This is a genomic window from Legionella steelei (assembly GCF_001468005.1).
Lineage (GTDB): Bacteria > Pseudomonadota > Gammaproteobacteria > Legionellales > Legionellaceae > Legionella > Legionella steelei.
This window is the reverse complement of record NZ_LNYY01000002.1, coordinates 37393-61973: the sequence shown is the minus strand read 5'-3', so window position 1 is coordinate 61973 and position 24581 is coordinate 37393. Positions and strand designations below refer to the sequence as shown.

The window sequence follows — 24581 nt, the reverse complement described above, 5'->3', positions numbered from 1 at the left end:
CAAGAGATAGCAAAGGTGAGGTTAGGTTCTAAACCTTAGCGTACGTTTTCGTACCACTGGACCTCAAACCCCTACAAGTAATAAATAAATTAATTCCAAATCCCATTAACAGTACAAAGATAATCGACAGTTGAAAACTACTTACTTTTGCTAAAATAGAAAATGCTATCCCTATTAATAAAAAACTTGTTCCGATTAAGTTTTTTGCTTGTATTTTTCCTGTGAAGTATCCACCATATATGCTACCGAATATGGCACCAATCCCCATTGAAAAACCTAAGAAACCTATATTAAGTTTATTAAAGTTTGTGCTCACACTAAAGAAATATGCTATGTGATAAGATATTCCCCCTCCAATAGCTTCTATAAAAGAAAGAGCCAATAGTAATTTACAAACAATCGGTAAATCGCCAAAAGAAAATCCTATTTTAGGAGAGCTGACTGTTAAGCTCATTTTAATCCCTCGTGTTAAATAAAAAATATATCTATTATGTCGCTTGATTTAATAACTTTAATGCTTCTGAATTCGGCTGTCTTTGTATTCCATCAGGAGGAATATATAAAGTAGATATTGTTGTTAACTCTTGTCTATCTAGATCATCTAAATCGAATTCAGATATTTTGGGGTTATTACCAGGATAAAGAGCTGATTCATAGATAACCGCGTTTTTTTCCTTTTCATATACATTTATCAATTTTTTTTTGATAAAATTAATTGCCTCTTTATTAACTTTATTTGTTGGCAAACCTAAGTTTCCAACCATGCCAATCTGATAAATCACTGTATGAGAGGAGGTATCTATTAACTTATCATACAAAAGATATTCAGTGGCATCAAAAGTTTGGATTCCGCCAGAAGCAGGATCAAATCTCAGATCGGCATATAAACAATCCTGAGCTGAAATAGCAGGACAAACGACTGTTTTAATACTGTTATCAAGATCTGATAAAGCTAAGAGACCAGGGGTAGCAAAAACACATGGATGGCCATATATTACAACACATATAGAGTTAAATTTTTCTAACTCTATATGAATTTTTTGCGCGATATTATTATAAGAATTTTCTCTTGATTCTGATTGAAAATAGACTGGTTCTAGCGTCTCGGATAATTTAGATAACCTCTTAATATAAATCTCTAACAAAGGTTCATTAACTAAATATAAAACTTTATCACAATTGCATATATACCCTTTTGCTTCTTCTGTAAGATGAGATATGGTTTTAATACCAGTGCCAACTAACGCTAATAGTTTCACATAAAACCTTATCTTGTCACTGGAAAAACATGACTCATATCTGGAAATGGTATGACATGACTCATATCTGAAAATTCTTTCTTTTTTGCTATTAATTCTCTGATCTTATGGGTATCTGAGTTCTTATATGATTCAACCAAACTTTTACTAAGCATTGAATCTTCTAAAAACAACATATCAAGAAAGGGATTTTTTACTAATGCCTCAACTGCATCTAATAATTCCATAGTTCCTCCTAACTTAGATTAGGTAATTCATTATACATTTTATAATTATTTAAAGTAAATTCTAATTCATGCCGAATAAAAAATAAGCCTAAAAATTTCCTCTACTTTTTAAGTATATCTATCGACTCTACGCATCCTTGCTTTGCTTCAGAAACACATAGTAATCGATTCATTTAAAAAATTACAACTTTTGTTTAAACAATATCCTTGGGCGGCAAAATCACTTAATAGCCAACATTAAAAAATATATATTTTCGATAGTCTAATTTCATTTTTTAATATACTAAATATTTTGTTAATTAATTAAAAATATATTAAAAACAAATAGTTACACTCAGTTTCATTTATGAAACTGAGTGATCAACCATGTACTCTTCTAATGCTTCTAGTACAACCTTCTTGATTTCTTCGGAACTAAAATTAATTAAATTCGACTTGTTAAGCTCAAAAACAACTTTTCTCGAAGTTACCTCGCTTGTCTTAATAATAACTTTCTCATCCAACTTAAATGTCTTATAAGCTATATTTTTCTTATTATCTTCATTGTCCAATGAATTTATTAGTTCATTAATAATAACATTGGTTTTTATTGGAATCTTCCTGCTTGATATTACATCGCGCAAATATTGCGCCTTTTTAATTATACGCTCTTCATTCATGCTGTTTTTTTCTAACAATAAAACTAAAGAATATACTGGGTTAATTTTTAAGAGTGTAATATCTTTAAAAAGATCTATAATCTCTTTGTATTCTATAATTTTAGCGGCGGATAGCATTTTAGATAGCTTACTCTTTTTAAGATCTAGAGCTATAGCCATCTCATCTTGACTGTCAAATAAATTCGCTTCTAGTTGTTGTTTGAAACTTATAGCATCTTCAAATTCACTAATATCATTTCTATCTTTATTTTCTAAATTCATTAAAATTGCACATTCACGATCATTAGCATCTGTTGCTTTAACGCGAATTTTTATACCCAAATGATTGCATGCAAACCATCTTCTTCTTCCTGCTATAATTTCCCAATTTTTACCATCAGGATCATTTTCTATTTTTCGTGCAAATATAGGAACTTTTTGTCCGTTCTTTCTAATGGAAGAAATAAGATCTTGGCATTTATCCACATTCATCCAAATGTTGTCTCTGTTATGAAACTTCCAAGGACGACAATCGGATGGTTCAACTAAAAATTCTGTTCCTCTAACTGCCTCGCTGTGATTGTTTTTTTTATCTTGATTTAATGTTCTTGATGTAGCAGGTAATATGATTTTATTGTTAATTCCTATTGTCTCAGAGTCATTAGCTATGACACCAGAAAGAGATCTTTTTTTACGCGTAGACATTTTCACCTCCTAACACGAATTTCCCTTCTTTTTCTAATTTCTTAAATTTGCTTGGCCATGTTTTCCATATTTCTATTTCAATCTCCTTACAAAAAGAATTAATAATATTAAGCGCTCTTTTTTGAGGTCTTCTTACTTCCAATGCGGTTTGAAAATCAATGGCTGCATTTCCTATTTCAGTAGTATGTAAAAAATACTTACTCATCATATGGTAACCAAATACGTCCTGCATAATAGGTAAAAATTCCCTATGATTAATTTGATTCGGAAAAACATCTGTGGCTAAAATCTTGATAAATCTATATTCTTTTTCTGAATTGATCATTTCAATAACATTTTCTATCATTCTAAGATATTGAACAGTAGAGCTAAACTCATAAAGTGCCGGAGGTGTTGGAACAATAATGGCATCTGCGGCACACAAAATATTCATTGAAGTAAAACCTAATGCGGGTGGACTATCTATAATAACTAAATCATATGAATCTTTAACTGTGTCAATTCCTTGCTTAAGTTCTGTAAAAACATAATTTTTTTCAATTGTTGGCAAATCCCTTATTTGTTCTGCTATACCAAGTTCAAGATTATAAAGTTGTAAATTTGATGGGATAATATCTAATCCTTCCCAATATGTTTTCCTAATACAATAATGCAAACTATCTCTTTCTCCCTTGAAATATGGTAATAATGTACTATTGTCATCAATGTCACGATCAGGAATATAACCAAAACTGCTTGTAGAAGACGCTTGTGAATCCATATCTATAAATAAAACCCTATAACCCATAGTTGCAAAATATTGCGCTGCGGCCACACTGGTCACTGATTTTCCAACACCTCCTTTAAAAGTTTGAATGGCCAAGGTTAAACAATCATCCAAGGAAGAATCTCTTCTTGGAAAGGTTTTGAAATGATTTCTAAATTGATTGATCTGTTTTAATGTATAACCAGAAATCCGATTCGTTGATTCATATTTTTCGAGATTATCAAGAAGTCCATCAGTAATTAGTTGATTTTGGATTTTAAGAATAGAACTACTTGATCTACCTACCAACTCAGCAGCTTCTTTCAATGACCATCTTCTTTCCAAGATTTTCTTATTATTTGGCGTCCTCCCACTTTCTTCTATTTGTCGTAAAACACTTTCTCCACGAGTTATTAATGCTCTTATGTATTCAATTCCCGCTTGATTTTTCATTTATTTCCTTTTAATAAAAAAGATGAAATTTAAATTTATAGGTTAATTCGTTATTTATCAAGTGATAAATTCTAAATTCCGTGTTTTTTATTTTTTAAGGCCATATATTGCGGATTGTATTGGGTTGTTATAGAGTATTGAAAGAGTGGTTGTACACAAAGAGATTTTGTAATTTAATAGCAAACCATATGAACTAGTTATTAATGTTGGATGATTAAATTATGGGCAATAAAATGGTGAGAGGGTATATAGTGAACTAAGTGCATTGAGGAAAAGTCTGCAAACTCTTCCTCAATAAAATATAACTATTAGCTCGGAACAAAGCTAAACACCAAAAATAATCAATAAAATTGAATTTTTTGGATGAACACACTGATTAGTTTAGCTTTGTTCCTTATAAACATCAAGATTTTTTGGTGTAAGGGACATGTATAATGGGATTTTTTAATAAGAATAACAACTCGTTAGAGCGAGTGAGTAGTAAATCTTTTGCCCAATGGGCAATTGAGAACAAGCAATCCATCGAGGCTCGATTGATTGATGAGGCAATTGCATTTCTCAATGTTCATGGGGAAGACCTGCGAACACCGGTAAGCAGCCTAATCGTAGATAATCGATGGCATTACATTGATAAACCGGCTAAAAAACAAAGCTATCGCGCAACGATAGAATATAACAGCGATGGAATTCCCTATCTCGCTTTGACCTATTACACCTTTCGACACGGTGGTCACTCTGAGCGCTTTGATAACAAGTCCGTACTTAAAGCACTATGGCAAGAGGCGAGGGGAGGGCTTTTTTCATCACCCGCAAAGACAGCAATTAAACCCCGTATAGAACCCATGCCAGAAATCAATCCCATTGACTGGGTTGCTCGTGATAAAGAATCCTGGCAATCGATGACTGATAAGGGCACAAGTCACTACCTCAAACGAAAAGGGTTATCCGAGGGTATTATTCCAGGAATAAAACACGCCAAGCATCACATTGCAGTAGCCATTATTGATACCCATAATACTTTTTTAGGCCTGCAACGCATTTTTAATGACGGTCAAAAACGATTTACTAAAAGCTTATCTAAAAAAGGTCATTTTACGCTCATAGGTTGTCCTTCCTTACCTGAAAAAATAAGCACCATTCATGTATGCGAAGGGGTGGCAACTGCTGCCAGCATCCATCGTGCGATTGGTGAGCCTGTCTTTGCAGCTCTTGATGCCTTTAACTTACTCCCTGTATGTAAATCATTAAAACGCCACTATCCTAAAACACAGATTATTATCTGGGCTGATAATGACTGGCAAAAAGCCGATATTAAAACTAAATTTGGTAGGGTTTTAGGCAACACCGGACTCATTCAAGCCAACCGTACTGCTTTTAAACTAAGAGGCACCTTGGTCTGCACGCCTGATTTTTCAACATTCGATTCAGAGCTAATTAAAGAGGCTACTGACTTTAATGATTTACATCGGTTAGACGGATTAAATCGCTTAGTCTCAACCATCCCCCAAAAACCTGATATCCATTTAGGCTTATGGCATGAATTACGACATTTTAACCAACATGCCCATGGAGCGGTGGCACCTGGTCAATTTAGAGATGGCGTAAAGCTATCTTATAACAGTCGTTATTTACCCAATGATGTATTTAAACGAGAGGGCGTACATTTAGTGCGTTCTGCCATTGGTACAGGAAAAACGGCCATAGTTGAGCACCTGGTGAAACAAAACCCTAAACAATCCATTTTGTTCACAACCCATCTTATTTCACTGGTGGAAAGTGCCGCTTCTCGATTAGGGTTAACCAGTTATAATGAGTGTGATAATTTTGACTTACAAATCGAACATCGCCTGGCCATTTGCCTCAATTCCTTAGGAAAACTCACCGCAGAAGGCTCACTGAGACACTATGATGTGGTCATCATTGATGAAATCGAACAGGTTCTTGCCCGTCTGACTTCCCATATTGAACAAAAACCCCTGATATTTTCTGTACTGCAACACGTCATGACAAATGCCAAAAGTCTGATTTGCCTTGATGCACATCTGTCTCAAGCAACAGTACAAATGGTTCAACGTTTTTGCCCTAATCAACCCGTCACCATTCATTTTAACCGCTTTGAACCAGGAAGCGCACGCCAAATAGCCTTTCACGACAGCCCAGAAAGCGTGCAAATGACCGCCATGCAGGCTTTAGAGCAAGAACAAAAAGTATACCTTGCCTTTAATTCCAAAAAGGAAGCCTTTAAAACCTATTCCGCGCTGAACATGGCCTTTCCTGAAAAGCGTGGACTTTATATATCAAGTGATAATGCGGGTGACGCTGAAAATCAGGCTTTTTTTAATAACGTCAATGAAGTGTCAAAACGCTACGATTACCTGGTATGTACTCCATCGGTGAGTACCGGTGTCTCTATTGATAACGGACATTTTGATTTTGTAGGCGGTGTGTTTAACGCCCAGGTCAATACCGCCAATGATTGCATGCAAGCGTTAGGACGAATCCGAAACCACAAAACCTTGCACGTTTTTTGTGATAAACGACAAGCCTTTAAATCATTAAATCCTGATGTTATTGCCTCTAAGTGGTTAAACACACATCAGCATGATATAAGCCTTATGAATCTGGATAAAGAGGGACAACGTATCATTCTAAACCCTGATTACGAACAGTTAACTCTTTTAGTGACCCAGGCACGTCATGCAAGCTTTAATGATTTTTACCAACAATTTTCCCTGCTGGCATTGCATGATGGCATGAAGCTCACCTATTTTGATACCACCCTTGATGTAACCACCCAACAACAATTGCGTCAATTTAAAAATGCGTGCATTGAACAAGATGCCTCCCTTATCAGCCAGGAGCAGCTACCCTTAACCGCGGCTCAATTAGTAGCGCTTGCTCAAAAGCCTCGCAAAACAATGAGCGAATCCAGGCAGTATAAAAAACAGCAGCTTATTGAGTTTTATAATCTGTCAGAACGAGATGAAGCATCCATTACCGCCATGGCGAATATGGATAATAATGGACGTTTTAAAAAACAGGTATTAGCCTTAGAGCTTGCTTTAGGTGATGCAGCCCTTGCGCAAAAACGATTTGTTGCCCAACTTGAAGATGGGGCGCAATTTGCAGCGGATTTAACGCATTTTAGTACCTTGCAACTGCTTTATAAAAAAGTACTCGATACACTTCATTTAACCACTACTCATCAGACCTTAGCGCTTCACGATTATCAATACACCAAAGACACCATTCTTCACAGTGGTTTTATAAATTGGATAGAGGAACATCGCGCCATTCTTCAAGGGCTCATCTCCGTTCCCTCCGCGCAACTTTTGCAACGCGACCCCTTGCGCTTTCTTTCCATGCTGCTTAGCAGAATGGGTTTAAAACAAAAACGAGTAGGGAAAGCCGAGCATGGACTTTATCATCTGGATATTGAGCGCATTAACCTGTTAAATGCATTGATTATGCGTCGTGCTAAGGGTCTTGCTGGTGTTTCAGCGCCACTGGATACCTCATATTGCCGCCTAAAAGAGCCGTCAACCACTGAATTTTTTATTGAAACCTTCAAGAAAATAAAGCGGTTTTTCACGCTAGACAATTCAGATATTCCCGTATTTGCTTAAATTTTTAAGTAATTTTAATCTAAAATGCCTTTAGATAGGAAGAAACCCTATCGCCTCTTATAAATAAACGTTCAAAATTAATTCAATATGCTATTTTTAACCCCTCAATAAGAATGAGTTTAAGAAACTATAGTCCTCATTTTTTTAATGTAACTCACTGTTCAATGTTTTTTTTGGGGAACACTTAAGCTTGAGATCTCTATATATAAAGCCTTCACTGTTCCCAATAATAAATGCCTATCAAAAACAGTTCCATAAAGTTATCCACAAATTCTGTGGGTAACCCTGTGGGGCAATCAAGGATAATAACAATAATTTACTTCCTGATTGATGGGATTTAAACAACGCTTCTGTTTGGAGGAACATCAAGACTGTAAGTTCATTAAAAAGAGAGTGACTGAGCACAATTTATTCGATAGAATGATCAAGATTTAACCGTTCGAAGGAAAAGCGCTCGGTTGATTGTTGTTTCAAACCAAATTAAGGAAACGTGGTAATGAGTAACATTCTGAATATTAAAAATCAATTTCCCACCTCAATGAGCAACCTTAAGACCTTATTTTCAGGGTTTTTATACGGTGCCTCAAAAAATGAAGATACACCTCAATCCAATACCTAAAAATGGTACTGGTAATTAACTAAATAATTAAGAGGTTATCCGTCACCCTGCTTATTTTAAGCTTAATCTAATCATCCTGTGACACCATTTCGATTTAAAAAAAGTGGATGACCCATTCGTTGTAAGGAAGAATCATGTCGTATCAAAAAGTGGAACTTGAGTTGGATTCTGATATCCATCAATCAGAACATATGGAGCAGGACACTCTCGCTCAGAAAACAAAAAAAGATAAAGAGCGTTTTGAGAAAATTGTAACGACTCAAAATAAAATACAAAAAATCAAAGTAGATCTGAATCAATTGATTCAATCAATGAATAACAATCCTAGCTGGTTTTCTCGTGCTGCAAGTTTTTGGAATGAAATTCCCTTGTGGCAAAAGGTGCTCGGAGGAGTTGGGTGTACCGTACCGCTTTTGGTAATCGGCGTCCTGGCAAACCTGGCCGCCTTGATTACCCTCAGTATCGTTACGGCGATTGGATACACGGCAAGTCACATCCTTCTTGAAAATCATCAAAACCAAAACACAAACAACACCGAAAATTTAAACGCAGGAATTTCAAGTCTTGTTGAACTGTTAGACACGGTTATTTCAACTTTAGATCTCTTACGCGAACAATTAGCCCTTGAAATCGAGGCATTCCAGAAAGAAAATGCGCGCTTAACCCAAAATGTGGATCAATTTTGTGAGCAAATTAACACATTAAAATCAGAAATCAGTAAGCTGAGTGATACCGAGAAGGCACTTCGTGCAACTCAGATTGATCTCGAATTGACTGCCAAAACGCTTAAAGGCTCTATTGAGGAACAGTCTCAAGTTTTAGAAAACACTCAAAAGGAATTAGAGCAGGTTGTTCTGGCGTATAAAGACAATCAAAATCAGTTATCTGATAAAATTAAAGAACTTGATGAAGTTAAAGTAAAAATGAGTAAAGAGGTTGATCAGGCACAATCACTTTCCCTTGTTCTAAGAAGCACAGTAGAAGCCCTATCAAAAACGGTCATAGCAGATGAAGAGCAACGTACCTCATTTCAATTAAGACTCAATGAATTCCTAACTAATAAAGAAAAGAGCTTTGATCAGGTAGCGGAGCGAATATGCGAAGCCGAACGCAAACTCTCTGTAGTTACAAAACAATTAGAAGAAAGTAATCAGAGGTATCGCAAGCTGTTAGACAGGCAGGAACAACAGATTATTCGCCTGGAACAAATTGATATGGTTCAACCAGAAGAGGTACAGGAATCGTTTGATGGTGTTAAGCCAAGCATCAATGGTTTTTATGCAATAAAAAAAGAACCTCCATTTTTTCCTGCTTCTACCCATAGGACACCGATGGTTGCTGTAGTATAACCGGTGCTTTTTTTGCAATTATTTTGAACTAAAACGAGTAAACCAATATGGAAATAAGAACAGTAGCTTTTGAATCTGAGTTAATTATTACGTTGAAGAACAATCAAAAGGTGGTGATTACCCCTTTTAAAACCCATGAACTTGGAAATTTTAAATTGGGAATTGATGCGCCTAAACACGTGAGTATAAACAGGCAGGAAATTTATTTAAAAAAACAGGAGCAATTAAAGAAAGAGAAGGGGCAGACATTAACTGATTCCTGATGGCTTTTGTTATAACGAGATGAGTGGATTTTTATTAGCATTTATTCTGGAAATAATAAGGCTTGATGGTTTCATAAAGCAGGTCGTTAAGGTGGTGTATCACTCGATGCATTAAAATATCATGGGTATCGGTGAATTGATGGGCGATTACCTCACTGACTGTATCAGTCGTTTGTTCTTCTTTGGCCAGGATTAACAGTAGATGCTCTGGTTGTGTGGAAAGAAATTCATTAATTAACGGGCGAAGCAGTTCAAGTGTGGCCTCTTTCTTGGATAAATAAATCAAACACTCGCGTTCGATCGCATGAAACAATTTTTTATTCATGGAGTATTTCTTTGCAACTAGCCCTCAATATAGGTGATGGTTTCTTCTATAGTACTTACTGCCTGATGATAGAGTGCATCAAATAATTCACGTTGCCCTGTTTTCCAGTAGCGCTCAACATACTGACAGGCGTATTTCATACGAATGGTTCCTACATAAACCGCTCTACCTTTTATTTTATGGGCGGTTTTTTCAACCAGTGGATAATCAAGAGCCTTGAAGGCATTGTTCATGCATTCCAAATCAGTGGGAAGTTCCTGAGTCATTAAGGTTAACAATTCCTTTAACATCTCATGAGTCGCACAGTTTTTCAATGCCTCGTCACTGTTTAAGATAGGGAACTTATTTAATTGAAACATCTCATCATCACTGTCAGGCAAGTCTTTTCTTGCTTTGGAGAGATCAACAGCTGGTGTTTCATGCCGCTTGGGAATGAACGATGGAGACCATCCAAAAGCTGGGAGTCTAATGTTCAATAAGGTCGCTACCTCTGCTACGAGTAAAGAAGATTCAAAAAACACTAAACCGCCTAAGCGAGTATTTGGTGGGGGTATCACCCGCATGGCCACGGACATGGACATCATTAACGAGAATAAATTAAAGTATTGGGATTAAGAAAAACAATACAAGGTTGCTATTAATGCATGGGTATGGTGTGAAAATATTTTTGATATAAAGACAAATAGATCCCATTTTTTTCAAGATGTTTTAGTGCTTTATTGATTTGATTTATCAACGCCAAAGCGCTCATTTTAGCCATAATTCCATAACCAATGCCTACAGGAAAGGGCTTTCCCAATCCTTTAAACAAGGTGTTATTATTGGCTATCCAATAATCAGCCGAAAAGTCATCCACCAATAGGGCATCCACTTCGTGTTGATTTAAGGCAGTTATTAGTTGATTGGTCGAGGGATATTCTTTAATCGAGTTGGTTTTAAAATCCTGAGTGATTAATTGTTTAAATAGAGAGCCTTTGATAATGCCTATTGTTTTATTGTTAAGGTTTTTCAGCGCCTTGATGGAGTTGTTTTTTGTGGTAACAAAACGTGCTTCACTGGCGAGATAAGGAAGACTAAAAAGAAAGGCTTGCTGCCGTTCATTGGTGATGGTAATTGCGGCAATTGCCAAGTCAATTTTACCTGCATTTAAGTCAGTAAACAATGTGTTAAACAGCATGGGTTTAAATTGACATTGGGCTTTAATTTGCTTGCATAATTCAGTCATGAGCTCGATATCAAATCCAAAGAAATGATTTTGATCGGCACTCATTGAAAACGGTGGATCATATGCTACTATCCCGATGGTTAACGATTGGGCCCTTAGCTCAGCAGTTAAGAGCATGAATAAAACAAAGAACAATCGCATGAACATAAGATAAATAGGACGAGGGGTCATAAAGAGCAGTGTATACCAATATGAGAATCATTTCAGTGGATTAGCTTTAGATTTTTCTTCATTCTTTAGCTATAGGATGTATCAAGACTCAAAATCAAGGTACACTGGAACAACAAAATTTGTTATGGATTACTTAATAGGTAGGGAATGCGTTATTTAATTTATTCAGTTCTTTGTAGTGCAATGAGCTTTATAATGAACGAAGGGCTTGCGGCTAGTCCTTTGACGTTCAAACAAGCCCTGGGCATTGCTTATCGCAATAACCCCGAGTTGCAAGCTGAAATGGATAAGGCGCGCGCGATGCGCGGCACTTTTATTCAAAGCGGCCTTTATCCCAATCCTCAAGTGGCGCTAACCGCAGAAAATTTTGGCGGCTCTGGTTCTTATTCAAGCTTTGAAGCGGCAGAAACTACCGCATCTATTACACAACCCATCCCTTTGGGAAACCGTTTACACTACCAACAAAAAGCCACCTACGGTGATTACCTGGCTTCCTTAGCGCAAATTCAGGTGTATAAGGCAACACTGTACATTAATGTGGGGATGACTTATGTGGATGCGTTGTATGCAGGGCAGTGGCATCAGGTCACGAAAAAATTAACTCGATTAAATCAAGAGATTGTGGTGGCCATTGATAGACGCGTAAAAGCAGGTGCGGGTGCGGAACTGGATTTGCGCCTGGCTCAAGTACGCTTAGGCGATGCGCGTATTCAGGAGAAAAAGGCAGGCAGAGACGCTCTAGCGCAACGTGCTAAATTATCACGACTCTTAGGCGATGGATTAAGAGTAGACCGCCCCTTAATCGACAAAGGCCTGCCTGATGTGACCTTAAAGTGGTCGCAATTAATCAAAAAACTGCCGCAAAACCCCCTGTTGCAACAAATACAAATTCAGTTACAGGCCAAGCGTGCCACCATCACGGCGGTTAAAAAAGCAGTATGGCCTGACTTAAACATTCAATTAGGAGGTCGGCATTTTTCGGATGATGACAGCAATGCCGCAGTAGCATCAGCTTACGCCCAAGTTCCTGTGTTTGATAGAAACCAAGGAAAAATCCTCACTGCTGAGGCGCAATACACCCAAACAGCCCATATGTACCAAGGCGCACGTCTTGATGTACGACAGAACGTCTACACCGTGTACTTGCAAGCCCAACAAAGTCAATACGAAGCCAATCTGGTGAGCAACTCATTGCTTCCTCTAGCGCGAAAATCCATTACCTTGGCCCAAGAGGGGTATAAAATGGGGCGTTACACCTACATTGAATTATCGCTTTCTTTAAACACCTTATTTGAAGAGGAGCGCCATTATCAGCAGGCCCATGCTGATTTTCATAAAACATTAATTCAACTCACGGGACTTTTGGGCCTTCATCCGACCAAGGAGAGTAAATGATCTGCCTGTCACTAAGAACCTTTCTCACCCTTTTTTTGTTTCTGGTAAGTTTGAATACGTCGATTACGTGGGCCAATGAGGCCAGTATGGGTGAGAAAACCGAAGAAGTGGTTGAAAAAGGGCCTCATGGGGGTCGATTGCTAAAGCAAGAGAATGTAAGTCTTGAGCTTGTTCTCTTTAGCCAAGGAATGCCACCTCATTTTCGTGCCTATCTTTATCAAAACGATAAGCAGGCTTTGTCTGCTGATACCAAGCTTACTCTTGAGCTTACGCGATTTAATCAAAATAAAGACCGTATTACTTTTGAACCTAATGATGGCTTTCTACAAAGCAATCAAGCCATTCCCGAGCCTCATTCGTTTGATGTGGCTGTTAAACTCACATTATCAGGCAAAACCTATCAATGGAATTATCCAAGCTATGAGGGGCGTGTGACGTTGCTTCCCTCAACGCTTAATGCCGCAGACATCCAAACTGAAACGGCCCAAGAGCAAACCATAAAAACCCAATTAAAAGTAGTCGGAAAAATAGTACCCAACCGCGACACAATGGCACCTATATACCCCCGTTACGCAGGCATTATTAAAACCATGAATAAAATCTTAGGCGAAGAAGTGATAAAAGGTGAGCCATTAGTCACTATTGAGAGCAATGAAAGCCTACAAAACTACACGATTAACGCACCCATTACGGGTACCATCGTACAAAAATATGCGACCAATGGTGAGATGGCACAAGGCACCAAACCAATTTACGATGTGGCTAATTTAAATGATGTCTGGGCTGATTTTACCTTATACCGTAAAGAAGCGTCTTTAGTGAAAAAAGGCATGACAGTCAGAGTAACCGGTGATGAAGGAAAGCCTGATTCAACGAGCACTATTTTCTATATTTCACCGCTAGGAATTGAAGACAGTCAAACGACACTGGCCCGTGCGGTCTTGCCCAATACGCCTCGTCTGTGGCTTCCAGGCATGTATGTGAATGGGGAAATTATTATTAAAGAAAGAGCCGTTTCGGTGGCTGTTCGTCTCTCAGCAATTCAACGTATGGGGGAACAAGAGGTGGTGTTTGTCCAACAAGGGGATTTTTTTGAAGCCACGCCTGTCACCCTAGGCCAGCAGGATAATCAATGGGCTGAGGTACTTTCAGGATTGCGTGCTGGACAAAAATATGTCACCAAGAACAGCTTTTTTGTTAAAGCCGAGCTTGGCAAGGAAGGCGCAAGCCACGACGACTAAGGATAAAAGATGCTGGAAAAAATCATACGATTTTCACTCAAACACCGCTGGTTTATCCTGTTGTTTACCCTGATGCTCGCTCTTTTTGGCGTGTATAACTTTCAAAAACTACCTATTGATGCGGTGCCCGACATCACCAATGTGCAGGTACAAATCAACACGCAAGCTTCTGGTTATTCGCCCTATGAGGTAGAGCAACGCATTACCTTTCCTATTGAACTTGCCATGAGCGGCTTACCCAGTTTGGATTATACCCGCTCTCTTTCTCGTTATGGGTTATCGCAAGTAACCGTGATATTTAAAGACGGCACCAACATCTATTTTGCCCGTCAATTAATTAATGAGCGTTTGCAGGAGGTAAAAGACAAGTTACCACCGGAAGTAGAAACCTCCCTTGGCCCTATTTCCACGGGACTTGGCGAAATTTTCATGTACACGGTGACCAATAAACCCAATCTTCCCAAAGAGAAACAATATAACCCCATGGAGCTTCGCACGGTTCAGGACTGGATTATCAAGCCGCAGCTGCGCAATGTAGAGGGCGTTGCTGAGGTCAATACCATCGGTGGTTATGAGAAGCAGTTTCACATCACTCCAGATCCCGCCAAATTAGTGCGTTACAACTTAAGTCTTACCGATGTGGTCGAAGCACTTCGGCGTAACAATGCGAACGTCGGCGCAGGCTATATTGAGCGCAATGGCGAACAAAATTTAATTCGCGTACCCGGACAAGTGCAAAACATTCCTGATATTGAAAATATTGTGGTGGCAAGCTTTGAGGGCACCCCAGTGCGTATTCGAGAGGTGGCAGAGGTGGCCTTGGGCAAAGAGCTGCGCACGGGCGCTGCAACCGAAGAAGGCCAAGAAATGGTGTTAGGAACAGTCTTCATGCTCATAGGCGAAAACAGTCGCACTGTGTCTGAGCGGGTGGCAGCCAAAATGAAAGACATCAACAAATCGCTTCCTGAAGGGGTAGAGGCAGTCACTGTTTACAACCGTACAGAGCTTGTGAATGCCACCATCAACACCGTGAAAAAGAATCTTCTTGAAGGGGCGTTACTCGTTTGTGTTATTCTTTTTGTGTTTCTAGGCAATATTCGTGCGGCTTTAATCACCGCGATGGTAATTCCTTTATCCATGCTCATGACCATTACCGGCATGGTGACCAATAAAATCAGTGCCAATTTGATGAGCTTAGGCGCACTTGATTTTGGTTTGATTGTCGATGGGGCGGTGATTATTGTTGAAAATTGCATCAAACATTTGGGTGAACAACAGCATGAGGTCAAGCGTTTATTAAACCTCGAAGAGCGACTAAAAGTAATTGCTTATGCCACGACCGAGGTTATTCGCCCCAGTATTTTCGGGGTATTTATCATTACTGTGGTGTATTTACCCATCCTAACCCTTACCGGTGTGGAGGGGAAAATGTTTTTACCCATGGCTGAAACGGTCATTATTGCGCTGATGGCATCCATGCTCTTTGCTCTAACCTTTGTTCCTGCGGCAGTGGCGATTTTCCTCAACGGGAGGGTTCAAGAAAAAGAAAACTGGTTAGTACATTATATTTCACAAGGCTATGAGCGCGTTCTAAGGCGGTGCTTTCATGCGCGAATTGGGGTAATTGGAGCTGCAGTGGCGTTAGTTCTGGTGGGTCTTTTGATTGCTTTTCGCCTGGGCGGTGAATTCATTCCAAGCCTTGATGAAGGGGATATTACCATGCAGGTGATGCGTATTCCAGGTACGAGCCTCACCCAATCCATTGCCATGCAGGATATGGTCGAAAAACGGGTAAAACAATTTCCTGAGGTGAAAAACGTTTTTGCCAAGATTGGTACTGCCGAAGTAGCCACCGACCCCATGCCACCGAACTTCGCCGATACGTTTATTATGCTAAAACCACGCAAAGAGTGGCCTAATCCCAAGAAAACCAAACAAGAATTGGTGCGGGAAATTGAAGAAGCCATCAAGCGAATACCGGGCAATAATTATGAGTTTACCCAACCGATTCAAATGCGTTTTAACGAACTTATTTCTGGGGTGCGTAGTGATGTGGCGGTCAAAGTGTTTGGTGATGACCTGAAAGTTTTATTAAAAATTGCCGAACAAATTGATGCTCAACTTGAAAAAACACCGGGAGCCGCTGATGTAAAAGTCGAGCAAGTTAGTGGTCTTCCTTTATTGACTGTGGAAATTAATCGCGATTCCTTGGCGCGTTACGGCTTACAAATTGGTACGGTACAAGATGCCATTGTTATTGCTACGGGTGGCAAGAAGGGCGGTGAGCTCTTTGAAGGTGATAAGCGCTTTGACATTGTGGTGCGGCTACCTGAGTCACAACGTATTGATGCTAATGTACTAAGGCAAGTGTTTATCCCATTACCGCCTTCTAAAGATGGCCTGCGGCACTTCATTCCCTTAAGTGAAGTCGCCAAAATGGTACGTAGTGAAAGCCCTAACCAAATAAGTCGTGAAACCGGTAAGCGTCGCGTGGTGGTGAGTGCTAACGTTCGTGGACGTGACTTAAGCTCTTTTGTCTTGGATGCCAAGCAGCGCATTGAACAAAACGTTAAACTACCCAGTGCCTATTGGATAACCTGGGGCGGGCAGTTTGAGCAGTTACAATCAGCCTCTCAACGCTTACAAATTGTGATTCCTATTACTTTGTTGGGCATTTTCCTGCTCTTATTCATGAGCTTTGGTAGTGTAAAAAATGCCTTATTAGTCTTTTCTGGCATTCCTCTGGCTTTAACGGGTGGTGTATTCGCGTTATGGCTTCGCGAAATTCCGTTGTCGATTTCAGCAGGCGTGGGTTTTATTGCCCTATCAGGAGTGGCTGTTTTAAATGGCTTGGTGATGATTACTTTTATCAATAAACTGCGTGAAGAAAAAAGATTTTATTTAAAAGATGCAGTATTACAAGGCTCGCTGGCAAGGCTTCGTCCAGTACTCATGACGGCTTTGGTGGCGTCACTGGGCTTTGTTCCCATGGCTTTAGCTACAGGCACGGGCTCTGAGGTGCAACGACCTTTGGCAACTGTGGTTATCGGTGGCATCATCTCGTCCACCTTTTTGACCCTACTCGTGTTACCAGGCTTGTACTACTTATTTCATGAGCGAAGAAAAAAAGCTTTGAATAAGTAGCGATTTTATAAAAATCATCGCACCAATAAGTAGAATAGGGAGTTTCATGCTTAAAACAGTTAGAAATTTTCCGTCCCAAATGAGCTGTCTGTAACGCACTTGTAAGGATAATTGATGGAATATATTGATTGGATTAATAGTGGTCAGGGATATATTTGTGCCTGGATCCGTTGTTTGATTCTATTTGTTTTAAGTGTGCTATGTATCCGTTTTACCAATCATCGGTTTAGTTTAAATACTCCGTTAGATTTTTTAATCATTACCATTTCTGGAGGGTTGATCAGCAGGGGTATTGTAGGGGCAAACTCACTGGGACTTACTGTAGAAGGTCTGATCACTCTGATAATATTCCACTTTATATTATCTAAACTCTGTTTTTATTTTAAGGGTATCGGGTTTCTATTTAAAGGATGTTCTCATTACCTAATAGAGAATGGAATATTCAATTATAATAACATGCGTCGTTTCAGTATCAGTGAAAATGATTTGTTAGAACAATTACGACAGAGGTTAAATACCGAGAATTTCGATTTAGTCGATGCTGCTATTTTGGAAAGAGCTGGAAGCATCTCATTCATTAAAAAAGAAAAGTAGATAATAAACCATTTAAGTGTTGCAATCGTTAACAGCATGCGCTGTCTTTAATGAGACGCTCTTTTAAATAGTTGTTATTCCTCTTTGCTAACGATATGAAATTAATTGTCTATATAAAGTGCAACACAACTCGGGATATAGTGATTTGACAAAACCATGTATTTGGCTATATTAATAGTTAAATACTTATTTAACTGTTTGATTGATTATGTTAACTCAAGACCAAATCATTACCTTAAGCGATATCTTACATTTGATGGGCGAGCCTAATCGCCTAAAGCTCCTTATAGTATGCTTTGAAGGCCCTAAATCAGTTTCGGAATTGGCGGAACAATTGCAACTTTCCGTGCCCTTAGCCAGTCATCATTTAAGTTTATTGCGCTCAGCCAGGCTTCTAATGGCCAATCGCGATGGCAAACATATATACTACAGCATTTATGACGTCCATGTACGTTGTATCCTTACAGACATGCTCAAGCACTTTACTGAAGAGACGGAGAATTAACATGAGTTTTTTAAAACGAATGCTTGGCAATTATCTTGGTGGCCACTCTGATGGATACAGAAATTCTCATCATGGTCAAAGAAACAAACACAATAATTATTCCAAAAATCTTGAAATAGGAGGAGTGAGCTGCCCACGTTGTAAGGTTTCTCTTGCATCTGGGGCACGTTTTTGCAGTCAATGTGGGAGCGGTCTTGAGAATACTCAATGCACTTGTGGCGCTACAGTTGCTGCAGGGGCGAAATTTTTTGGCCAATGCGGGAGCTCATTATGACAACGCCTCTCACCTTAACCACTTTTTTTGTTGCAGGATTGGATTGCCCGTCTGAAGAGCAATTAATCAGGCGGCAATTAGAAATGATACCTGAAGTGGAACAGATGGACTTTAATTTCATTGCAGAAGAGGTGACCGTGCATCATCGGCTTGCAGCGATTGATGTATTGCAAAAACAAATCGAAGCATTGGGCATGAGTGTGCGCACTCAGGGCAGCACCTCTTCAGCAACAGAAGAGAAGAGGCGAGTGGATTCCTCATGGCCATTTATTGCTTTGGCAGGTTTTTTAGCGCTTGGTTCTGAATTAATGGCTTATTTCTGGGCGAGTGAGCAATCAATTTGGGTTATTCTTTCTGCGGTGCTGGCCATTATCTTAAGTGGCCCACCTACTCTTAAAAAGGGTTTGCTTGCGTTGCGTACCAAAGCCATGAACATTAATAGTTTAATGTTGATTGCCATCACAGGGGCACTGTTTATAGGAGCCTGGCCGGAAGCCGCAATGGTTACCGTTTTATTTGCTCTTGCTGAGCGCATTGAGCGGTATTCTCTGGATAAGGCACGCTTGGCCATCCGCAGTCTCATGCAGATTGCGCCTGAGGTGGCTCAGATTAAGATGGATAATGGTCAATGGCAGACTTTGCCTGTAGAAGAGGTTGCCGTTGGTGCAGTGTTTAAAGTAAAACCTGGTGAGCGTATCCCACTTGATGGGGTATTGATATCGGGACAAAGCACGGTGAATCAAGCACCGATTACAGGCGAGTCCATGCCGGTAAGCAAGTATGTAGGTGATGGGGTGTTTGCGGGAACTTTAAATGAGCACGGCACTTTTGAAGTTAGGGTCAGTAAGGCATCGGGTGATACGTTGCTTGCTAAGATTGGAAAAGCCATTGAGCAGGCACAAAGTGAACGCGCTCCAACGCAGCGCTTTGTTGATGAGTTTGCAAAATATTACACCCCTATTATGGTGTTGATAGCAATTTTAATCGCACTTATTCCTCCTTTGGCGTTTGGCTACCCTTTTTATGATTGGATTTATAAAGCCTTAACGTTATTAGTTATTGCTTGTCCCTGTGCTTTGGTTATCTCCACGCCGGTGACGGTAGTCAGCGGATTGGCTGCAGCAGCACAGCACGGTCTTCTTATCAAAGGAGGCAGTTATTTAGAAATGGGACACCAGCTCAAATTAATTGCTCTGGACAAAACGGGCACTTTAACCGAAGGAAAACCCGTAGTGACTGATTTTATCACCTACGATAAAAAACAACCTGAAGCGTATTTATTACTACTTGCTGCAAGCCTTGATAGTCATTCGGAACATCCAGTTGCGCATGCTTTGGTGGAGTATTGGCAGCAAAATCAACTTGATGAGTCTTTGCTTGAAGTAGAGCAATTTTCAGCCCTTCCCGGTCGTGGAGTGCAAGGAACAATTGGTCAAGAACTCTATTACGTCGGGAATCATCAGTTGGCAGAAGATAATAATGTATGCTCTCTTGCTGTAGAGCAAGAGCTCAAGCGTTTGGAAGAAGAAGGAAAAACAACCGTTATTTTAAGTAATTCAGCAGTTGTTTTAGCCGTTTTTGCGGTGGCCGATACGCTTCGTGCTACGAGCAAATGGGCAATTGACACCTTGCATCACCAAGGACTTAAAACGGCGATGTTAACGGGTGATAATGCGCTGACCGCTCAAGCTATTGCCAAGGAAGTGGGGATTGATGAGGTGCAAGCAAATGTCTTGCCTACTGAAAAATTACAAGCAATTAATCGCCTTTTGGAGCAGTATAAAATAGTGGGAATGGTGGGTGATGGAATCAATGATGCCCCTGCCTTGGCTAAAGCCACGATTAGTTTTGCGATGGGGAAAGGCACCGATACCGCTTTAGAAACGGCGGATGTTGCGTTAATGAACGATAATTTAGCCATGCTTCCTTTATACATTGATTTAAGCCGAAGAACAGCGCGTATTCTTCGCCAAAATATTACGTTATCCCTTGTCATAAAAGGGGTGTTTTTTATTCTGGCCTTAGGAGGGTTAGCAACACTTTGGATGGCGGTATTTGCTGATATGGGTGCAAGCTTAATTGTTGTTGCGAATGGCCTACGCTTACTTAACTCGCACAAGGGGCATTTTGAATATCAGGAAATGAAAGGTTAATGAGTTGTCTTGGTAGTTTTATCTTGAATTGGGTGGATGATGAATGAGTGGGTTCCTAATGAGCAAGATAGTGCTCATTCTTTACGTTTTTTAGTGGTCGAATCCTCATTAGGCGCTCGTATTATCATTCGTGCACATTTATTAGAGTACAAGCATTCGGTGGATATGGCTTGGGATGCTGAATCGGCAATAGAACTGGCCTTTATGAGAGCTTATGATTTTATCTTAGTGGATAACAAGTTAAATTGCTATGAGCTGATTGACCACATACAAAAAAATTCGGTATTCAATGAACAGACGCCCATAATCATTTTGACTTCTAACCATAACGAGGAGCACCAATCTCAGGGCAGCAGGATTTATTTTAAAAAGCCCATATCCAAAATGGATGCATTACAATTGCTTGATTTTCTAAAAAATCTTAAAAAATGAATCTTTTTGGAGAGTAGATAAGGCTCATTTATCTTCTAGTATTCATTATGTTACGATGTGAAGAGTGTTAATGATATGTGGCTCGTTTTTAAGGAGAAATAATGAATACTAATGGATTTAAGATGATTGTGTTGATTGGTTTGTTGGGTTTTGGTTTGTCAGCGTGTACCCCCAAGACAACGCCTGCTCAAACTCATCCTGAAAGTGGCTATGAGGGGGGATTTGGTGGCGAGGGTGGGCATGTGCATCAAAACAAGAACAACTAAATAGGAATACATCATGTTTACCAATGGATGGTTTTTAGGTTCTTTAGGTTTCGTAATTCTCATATTGATCGGCCTTACCTTGTTATTTCTAAAACAGAAGAAAACCATTCAATTTTATGTTGCCTTAATTACTTTTCTTATCATTACAGCGATTTTCCTCCATGGGGTTTCATTTAAATTAAAATAGCGGCCGGTGATAAGGAGAAGTAATGGGTAAAAACGTATTTCCTGATGTCAAAAAATCTTCAAAAGAGCGGTTACTTTGGTCTGCTCTTTTGCTAACGGGTGGTTTTCTAATTGCTGAAGTGATTGGGGGCATTGTCACGGGGAGCTTAGCGTTAATATCTGATGCGGCACACATGCTCACGGATGTGACCGCACTCATTATTGCTTTAATTGCGATTCGGATTAGTAAACGTCCTGCTGATGAGCGCCGCACCTTTGGTTATTATCGATTTGAAATATTAGCGGCAGCATTTAACGCGGCCCTTCTTTTTGTAGTTGCTCTTTATATACTGTTTGAGGCTTATCAGCGCCTCAAACAACCTCCTGAGATTTATTCTTTAGGAATGCTTATTATTGCCAGCATGGGTTTAGTCGTCAATTTGGCTTCCATGTCGCTTCTTTCTTCAGAAAAAGATAAAAGTTTAAATATTAAAAGTGCTTATCTTGAAGTGTGGAGTGATATGTTAGGCTCTTTAGGGGTGATTGCGGCGGCACTCATCATTCGCTTTTGGGGTTGGAGTTGGGTTGATTCGGCTGTGGCGGTAGTAATTGGTTTGTGGGTATTACCCCGCACTTGGGTTCTTTTGAAGGAAACGGTGAATATTCTTCTAGAAGGGGTGCCATCTGGAGTTAATCTAGAAAAAATTAAAGCGCAGATGATGAAGGTAGAAGGAGTTTTGGGTGTACATGACTTGCATGTTTGGGCGATTACCAGTGATAAAATCAGTCTCACAGCCCATCTTGTTGTTGCTCTTAACGTAGAAGAAGAGCCCATAAGAACGAACGTTCAGAACATCTTATTCTCTCAATTTAATATTAGGCACACCACCTTACAAACGGAACATAAAGAAACTTTAAATAAAGAAGGTCTTTGTAGTTCTTCAACTTATTAGAGTTTTAATAAGAATGCCAATGCGCCTTATGGGAAGCAAAAACATGGTGTGATTAAAATATATTCTCATAGTGCATCATCATTCTTGCTAATCCTAAGGAATAGGGGATAGGAATAATTTATGGAAAACAAAATCAATAAACGAAGTTTTGTAATTACAATGGGGGCTCGATTAGTTATAGGATTTATGGCACTGAGTTTGCCTTTATTGATATTAATTATGCTGTTACTGCCCAGAGTAAATTGTGTCATTACGCTGACCCATAAAATTCATCGTGAAAATTTACCACCAATCCTTGATAGCCAAATTTATCAAGCTCAAGACATTCTTGAACATTGGGCCATGACCGGAGATCCCAAGGATAAAGTGTATTTTGCACATATATGGAATGAAATAAATCGTGTTAGAGGCCAGTGGGATCGGGTGATGCGCCAATTAGATAATCCAAAGCTACAGCATGAGTGGGGCAAGCTCCAAGAATTATATGTACCTTTTTATCAAGCCCAAGTCTCCATACTGAATGCCTCTCGAGAACTCTTTGAAAAACTGGTCAGTTCATCGAAAAAATTTAGAGCACACAGCAGTAAAGTTGCTGCAGGAGATTTGCGTGAGTGTCTTGAGATTGATAAAGAAGATATTTTACATGATCTTGGTCACGATTTAAATTTGATGACCGATGGTCTGGCGTCCATTACTAAAAAAATTACTCAAGTAAGTAATGATATTGTGACTATGGTTGAAACGGTTCTCTCTTCAGCGAATGAACAAGCAGAGGGCATTACTTCTCAAGCCACTGCAATGAATGAAATCAGTGCTTCTCTTGAAGAAATTGATAAGAGCTCAAAAAAAACGATGGTTAAAGCACAAGCCTTAAGAGAGGCTGCTAAAAATACGTACGAACAAGGAAAGCTGGGTACCGAATCGGTAGAGCATAGTATTCACGGAATCAAAGCATCAGAAGAAAAGATGAAGCTTATCGCACAAACCATTCTTGATTTAAGCAATCATACCCAACAAATTGGCGACATTACTTCGGTAGTAAATACCCTTGCACAACAATCAAAGATGTTGGCATTGAATGCATCGATTGAAGCCTCAAAAGCGGGTGAGGCAGGAAAAGGTTTTGCAGCAGTCGCCACTGAAGTAAGAAATCTTGCCGAACAATCTGAACAATCTACCGTGCACGTACAAAAAATTCTTGAGGACATTCGACGAACTACTGAAAAAGCTGTCACCGTTACAGAAGAAGGCACAAAGACTCTTGACTCAGGATCAAAATGCATCGAAAAAGCCGGTGAGGTGATTCAAACATTAAATCAGATGATTAATGAAGCATCCATTTCCAGTCAACACATTGAAGTAGCCATCCGTCAGGAAGCTGTAGGTATTGAACAAATTGTTGAAAGTATGAATGAGATTAATCGCACGACTTCAACTTTTTCTAGTGGCATTAAAGAGATGATGGCATTTATTTACAAATTGGATGCTATTGTCAAACATTTAAAGGAAGACGTCAATTTATATAAAGTTTAAGGGCACATGTTCCAGGAGTTTTTTATTTAACCGTTGGTCGAGCCCATCTAGCAAAGCAAGCCCCTTTGTTTTGGTTGGCTTATCAATCCCAAATAAAGGCTAATGATTAGCAACATCAATTTCACTGAAAAACTGATTGAGTAGAATACACTGCATTCTTTAAACAAGAGTTATCGGATGATCCGACAAAGACACTGCAAAATAACTTAAGTGATGTAGGGCAGTTGGCCGCACGCCTTGATAAAACAAGAGATGTAAACGATAAAGAAGATACTAAGGCGAATTGGATGAATTGAATACATTGAGAAATAATACAGCGCA

At 39.3% G+C, this 24581-nt stretch carries 23 protein-coding genes; 15 read left to right on the top strand and 8 right to left on the bottom strand.

All coding sequences use genetic code 11. From position 1 onward, the window contains the following. Window positions 1–28: 28 nt before the first annotated feature. The 5 genes from Lste_RS00920 to Lste_RS00900 form a co-directional block, all read right to left on the bottom strand. Window positions 29–454 (bottom strand): MFS transporter, encoded by a 426-nt coding sequence (locus Lste_RS00920; RefSeq protein ID WP_058509208.1) that lies wholly within the window; start codon window positions 452–454, stop codon window positions 29–31. Window positions 455–488: 34 nt separating this feature from the next. Then, entirely contained in the window at window positions 489–1259 is a 771-nt protein-coding gene (locus Lste_RS00915) for an SAM-dependent methyltransferase (RefSeq protein ID WP_058509207.1), read from the bottom strand. An 8-nt stretch (window positions 1260–1267) separates the two neighbouring features. Then, window positions 1268–1486, bottom strand: coding sequence for a hypothetical protein (locus Lste_RS00910; protein WP_058509206.1), 219 nt, complete (start codon window positions 1484–1486; stop codon window positions 1268–1270). A 344-nt stretch (window positions 1487–1830) separates the two neighbouring features. Continuing rightward, the gene (locus Lste_RS00905) at window positions 1831–2829 is read right to left on the bottom strand and encodes a ParB/RepB/Spo0J family partition protein (RefSeq protein WP_058509205.1); all 999 of its coding nucleotides are present in this window, start codon (window positions 2827–2829) and stop codon (window positions 1831–1833) included. Then, window positions 2816–4027: an AAA family ATPase gene (locus Lste_RS00900; RefSeq protein ID WP_058509204.1), complete on the bottom strand. Its 1212-nt coding sequence runs from the start codon at window positions 4025–4027 to the stop codon at window positions 2816–2818. The genes Lste_RS00905 and Lste_RS00900 overlap by 14 nt, the downstream gene beginning before the upstream one ends. 434 nt (window positions 4028–4461) lie before the next feature. On the opposite strand from Lste_RS00900, the gene Lste_RS00895 reads away from it, so the two are divergent. From Lste_RS00895 to Lste_RS00885, 3 genes are all read left to right on the top strand, one after another. After that, window positions 4462–7653, top strand: a complete 3192-nt coding sequence (locus Lste_RS00895) for a plasmid replication protein, CyRepA1 family (protein WP_058509203.1) — start codon at window positions 4462–4464, stop codon at window positions 7651–7653. A gap of 753 nt (window positions 7654–8406) precedes the next feature. Continuing rightward, window positions 8407–9621: a LegC2/C7 family Dot/Icm T4SS effector gene (locus Lste_RS00890; RefSeq protein ID WP_058509202.1), complete on the top strand. Its 1215-nt coding sequence runs from the start codon at window positions 8407–8409 to the stop codon at window positions 9619–9621. A 47-nt stretch (window positions 9622–9668) separates the two neighbouring features. Then, on the top strand, window positions 9669–9884 hold the full coding sequence (locus Lste_RS00885) for a carbon storage regulator (RefSeq protein WP_058509201.1): 216 nt from the start codon (window positions 9669–9671) through the stop codon (window positions 9882–9884). Window positions 9885–9918: 34 nt separating this feature from the next. Here the strand turns inward: Lste_RS00885 and Lste_RS00880 are convergent, their stop codons facing one another. The 3 genes from Lste_RS00880 to Lste_RS00870 all read right to left on the bottom strand — a co-directional run bounded on the left by Lste_RS00880 (window position 9919) and on the right by Lste_RS00870 (window position 11605). After that, window positions 9919–10209: a hypothetical protein gene (locus tag Lste_RS00880; protein WP_058509200.1), complete on the bottom strand. Its 291-nt coding sequence runs from the start codon at window positions 10207–10209 to the stop codon at window positions 9919–9921. A gap of 17 nt (window positions 10210–10226) precedes the next feature. Then, window positions 10227–10784 (bottom strand): Hpt domain-containing protein, encoded by a 558-nt coding sequence (locus tag Lste_RS00875; protein ID WP_058509199.1) that lies wholly within the window; start codon window positions 10782–10784, stop codon window positions 10227–10229. 62 nt (window positions 10785–10846) lie between these two features. After that, window positions 10847–11605 carry a transporter substrate-binding domain-containing protein gene (locus Lste_RS00870; RefSeq protein ID WP_237760400.1) on the bottom strand — a complete coding sequence of 253 codons (759 nt, stop codon included), beginning with the start codon at window positions 11603–11605 and terminating at the stop codon, window positions 10847–10849. Window positions 11606–11752: 147 nt separating this feature from the next. Here Lste_RS00870 and Lste_RS00865 point away from each other — a divergent pair, with 147 nt between their 5' ends. From Lste_RS00865 to Lste_RS00820, 12 genes are all read left to right on the top strand, one after another. Next, window positions 11753–13000, top strand: coding sequence for a TolC family protein (locus Lste_RS00865; RefSeq protein WP_058509198.1), 1248 nt, complete (start codon window positions 11753–11755; stop codon window positions 12998–13000). Beyond that, window positions 12997–14241 carry an efflux RND transporter periplasmic adaptor subunit gene (locus Lste_RS00860; RefSeq protein ID WP_058509197.1) on the top strand — a complete coding sequence of 415 codons (1245 nt, stop codon included), beginning with the start codon at window positions 12997–12999 and terminating at the stop codon, window positions 14239–14241. The genes Lste_RS00865 and Lste_RS00860 overlap by 4 nt, the downstream gene beginning before the upstream one ends. Window positions 14242–14250: 9 nt before the next feature. Then, a complete protein-coding gene (locus tag Lste_RS00855; protein ID WP_058509196.1) occupies window positions 14251–17385 on the top strand; it encodes a CusA/CzcA family heavy metal efflux RND transporter in 3135 nt (1044 codons plus the stop codon). A gap of 114 nt (window positions 17386–17499) precedes the next feature. Beyond that, window positions 17500–17979, top strand: coding sequence for a DUF421 domain-containing protein (locus Lste_RS00850; protein ID WP_058509195.1), 480 nt, complete (start codon window positions 17500–17502; stop codon window positions 17977–17979). 208 nt (window positions 17980–18187) lie between these two features. Then, complete coding sequence (locus Lste_RS00845) at window positions 18188–18484, top strand: ArsR/SmtB family transcription factor (protein WP_058509194.1); 297 nt, start codon at window positions 18188–18190, stop codon at window positions 18482–18484. Window position 18485: 1 nt separating this feature from the next. After that, on the top strand, window positions 18486–18758 hold the full coding sequence (locus Lste_RS00840) for a zinc ribbon domain-containing protein (protein ID WP_058509193.1): 273 nt from the start codon (window positions 18486–18488) through the stop codon (window positions 18756–18758). Continuing rightward, entirely contained in the window at window positions 18755–20911 is a 2157-nt protein-coding gene (locus Lste_RS00835; protein WP_058509192.1) for a heavy metal translocating P-type ATPase, read from the top strand. The genes Lste_RS00840 and Lste_RS00835 overlap by 4 nt, the downstream gene beginning before the upstream one ends. A gap of 36 nt (window positions 20912–20947) precedes the next feature. Beyond that, complete coding sequence (locus tag Lste_RS00830; RefSeq protein ID WP_237760398.1) at window positions 20948–21343, top strand: response regulator; 396 nt, start codon at window positions 20948–20950, stop codon at window positions 21341–21343. A gap of 101 nt (window positions 21344–21444) precedes the next feature. Then, on the top strand, window positions 21445–21609 hold the full coding sequence (locus Lste_RS19355; RefSeq protein ID WP_193393367.1) for a hypothetical protein: 165 nt from the start codon (window positions 21445–21447) through the stop codon (window positions 21607–21609). Window positions 21610–21622: 13 nt separating this feature from the next. Continuing rightward, complete coding sequence (locus Lste_RS19350) at window positions 21623–21796, top strand: hypothetical protein (RefSeq protein WP_193393366.1); 174 nt, start codon at window positions 21623–21625, stop codon at window positions 21794–21796. A 22-nt stretch (window positions 21797–21818) separates the two neighbouring features. Next, window positions 21819–22727 (top strand): cation diffusion facilitator family transporter, encoded by a 909-nt coding sequence (locus Lste_RS00825; protein ID WP_058509191.1) that lies wholly within the window; start codon window positions 21819–21821, stop codon window positions 22725–22727. Window positions 22728–22847: 120 nt separating this feature from the next. Beyond that, a complete protein-coding gene (locus tag Lste_RS00820; protein ID WP_058509190.1) occupies window positions 22848–24260 on the top strand; it encodes a methyl-accepting chemotaxis protein in 1413 nt (470 codons plus the stop codon). The last annotated feature ends 321 nt before the right edge of the window (window positions 24261–24581 follow it).

Excerpts from the sequence above, each read along its gene's own strand:
- Lste_RS00920 (WP_058509208.1), bottom strand. The coding sequence starts at position 454 with ATGAGCTTAACAGTCAGCTCTCCTAAAATAGGATTTTCTTTTGGCGAT.
- Lste_RS00910 (WP_058509206.1), bottom strand. The coding sequence starts at position 1,486 with ATGGAATTATTAGATGCAGTTGAGGCATTAGTAAAAAATCCCTTTCTT.
- Lste_RS00905 (WP_058509205.1), bottom strand. The coding sequence starts at position 2,829 with ATGTCTACGCGTAAAAAAAGATCTCTTTCTGGTGTCATAGCTAATGAC.
- Lste_RS00900 (WP_058509204.1), bottom strand. The coding sequence starts at position 4,027 with ATGAAAAATCAAGCGGGAATTGAATACATAAGAGCATTAATAACTCGT.
- Lste_RS00895 (WP_058509203.1), top strand. The coding sequence starts at position 4,462 with ATGGGATTTTTTAATAAGAATAACAACTCGTTAGAGCGAGTGAGTAGT.
- Lste_RS00890 (WP_058509202.1), top strand. The coding sequence starts at position 8,407 with ATGTCGTATCAAAAAGTGGAACTTGAGTTGGATTCTGATATCCATCAA.
- Lste_RS00885 (WP_058509201.1), top strand. The coding sequence starts at position 9,669 with ATGGAAATAAGAACAGTAGCTTTTGAATCTGAGTTAATTATTACGTTG.
- Lste_RS00880 (WP_058509200.1), bottom strand. The coding sequence starts at position 10,209 with ATGAATAAAAAATTGTTTCATGCGATCGAACGCGAGTGTTTGATTTAT.
- Lste_RS00875 (WP_058509199.1), bottom strand. The coding sequence starts at position 10,784 with ATGTCCGTGGCCATGCGGGTGATACCCCCACCAAATACTCGCTTAGGC.
- Lste_RS00870 (WP_237760400.1), bottom strand. The coding sequence starts at position 11,605 with ATGACCCCTCGTCCTATTTATCTTATGTTCATGCGATTGTTCTTTGTT.
- Lste_RS00865 (WP_058509198.1), top strand. The coding sequence starts at position 11,753 with ATGCGTTATTTAATTTATTCAGTTCTTTGTAGTGCAATGAGCTTTATA.
- Lste_RS00860 (WP_058509197.1), top strand. The coding sequence starts at position 12,997 with ATGATCTGCCTGTCACTAAGAACCTTTCTCACCCTTTTTTTGTTTCTG.
- Lste_RS00855 (WP_058509196.1), top strand. The coding sequence starts at position 14,251 with ATGCTGGAAAAAATCATACGATTTTCACTCAAACACCGCTGGTTTATC.
- Lste_RS00850 (WP_058509195.1), top strand. The coding sequence starts at position 17,500 with ATGGAATATATTGATTGGATTAATAGTGGTCAGGGATATATTTGTGCC.
- Lste_RS00845 (WP_058509194.1), top strand. The coding sequence starts at position 18,188 with ATGTTAACTCAAGACCAAATCATTACCTTAAGCGATATCTTACATTTG.
- Lste_RS00840 (WP_058509193.1), top strand. The coding sequence starts at position 18,486 with ATGAGTTTTTTAAAACGAATGCTTGGCAATTATCTTGGTGGCCACTCT.
- Lste_RS00835 (WP_058509192.1), top strand. The coding sequence starts at position 18,755 with ATGACAACGCCTCTCACCTTAACCACTTTTTTTGTTGCAGGATTGGAT.
- Lste_RS00830 (WP_237760398.1), top strand. The coding sequence starts at position 20,948 with ATGATGAATGAGTGGGTTCCTAATGAGCAAGATAGTGCTCATTCTTTA.
- Lste_RS19355 (WP_193393367.1), top strand. The coding sequence starts at position 21,445 with ATGAATACTAATGGATTTAAGATGATTGTGTTGATTGGTTTGTTGGGT.
- Lste_RS19350 (WP_193393366.1), top strand. The coding sequence starts at position 21,623 with ATGTTTACCAATGGATGGTTTTTAGGTTCTTTAGGTTTCGTAATTCTC.
- Lste_RS00825 (WP_058509191.1), top strand. The coding sequence starts at position 21,819 with ATGGGTAAAAACGTATTTCCTGATGTCAAAAAATCTTCAAAAGAGCGG.
- Lste_RS00820 (WP_058509190.1), top strand. The coding sequence starts at position 22,848 with ATGGAAAACAAAATCAATAAACGAAGTTTTGTAATTACAATGGGGGCT.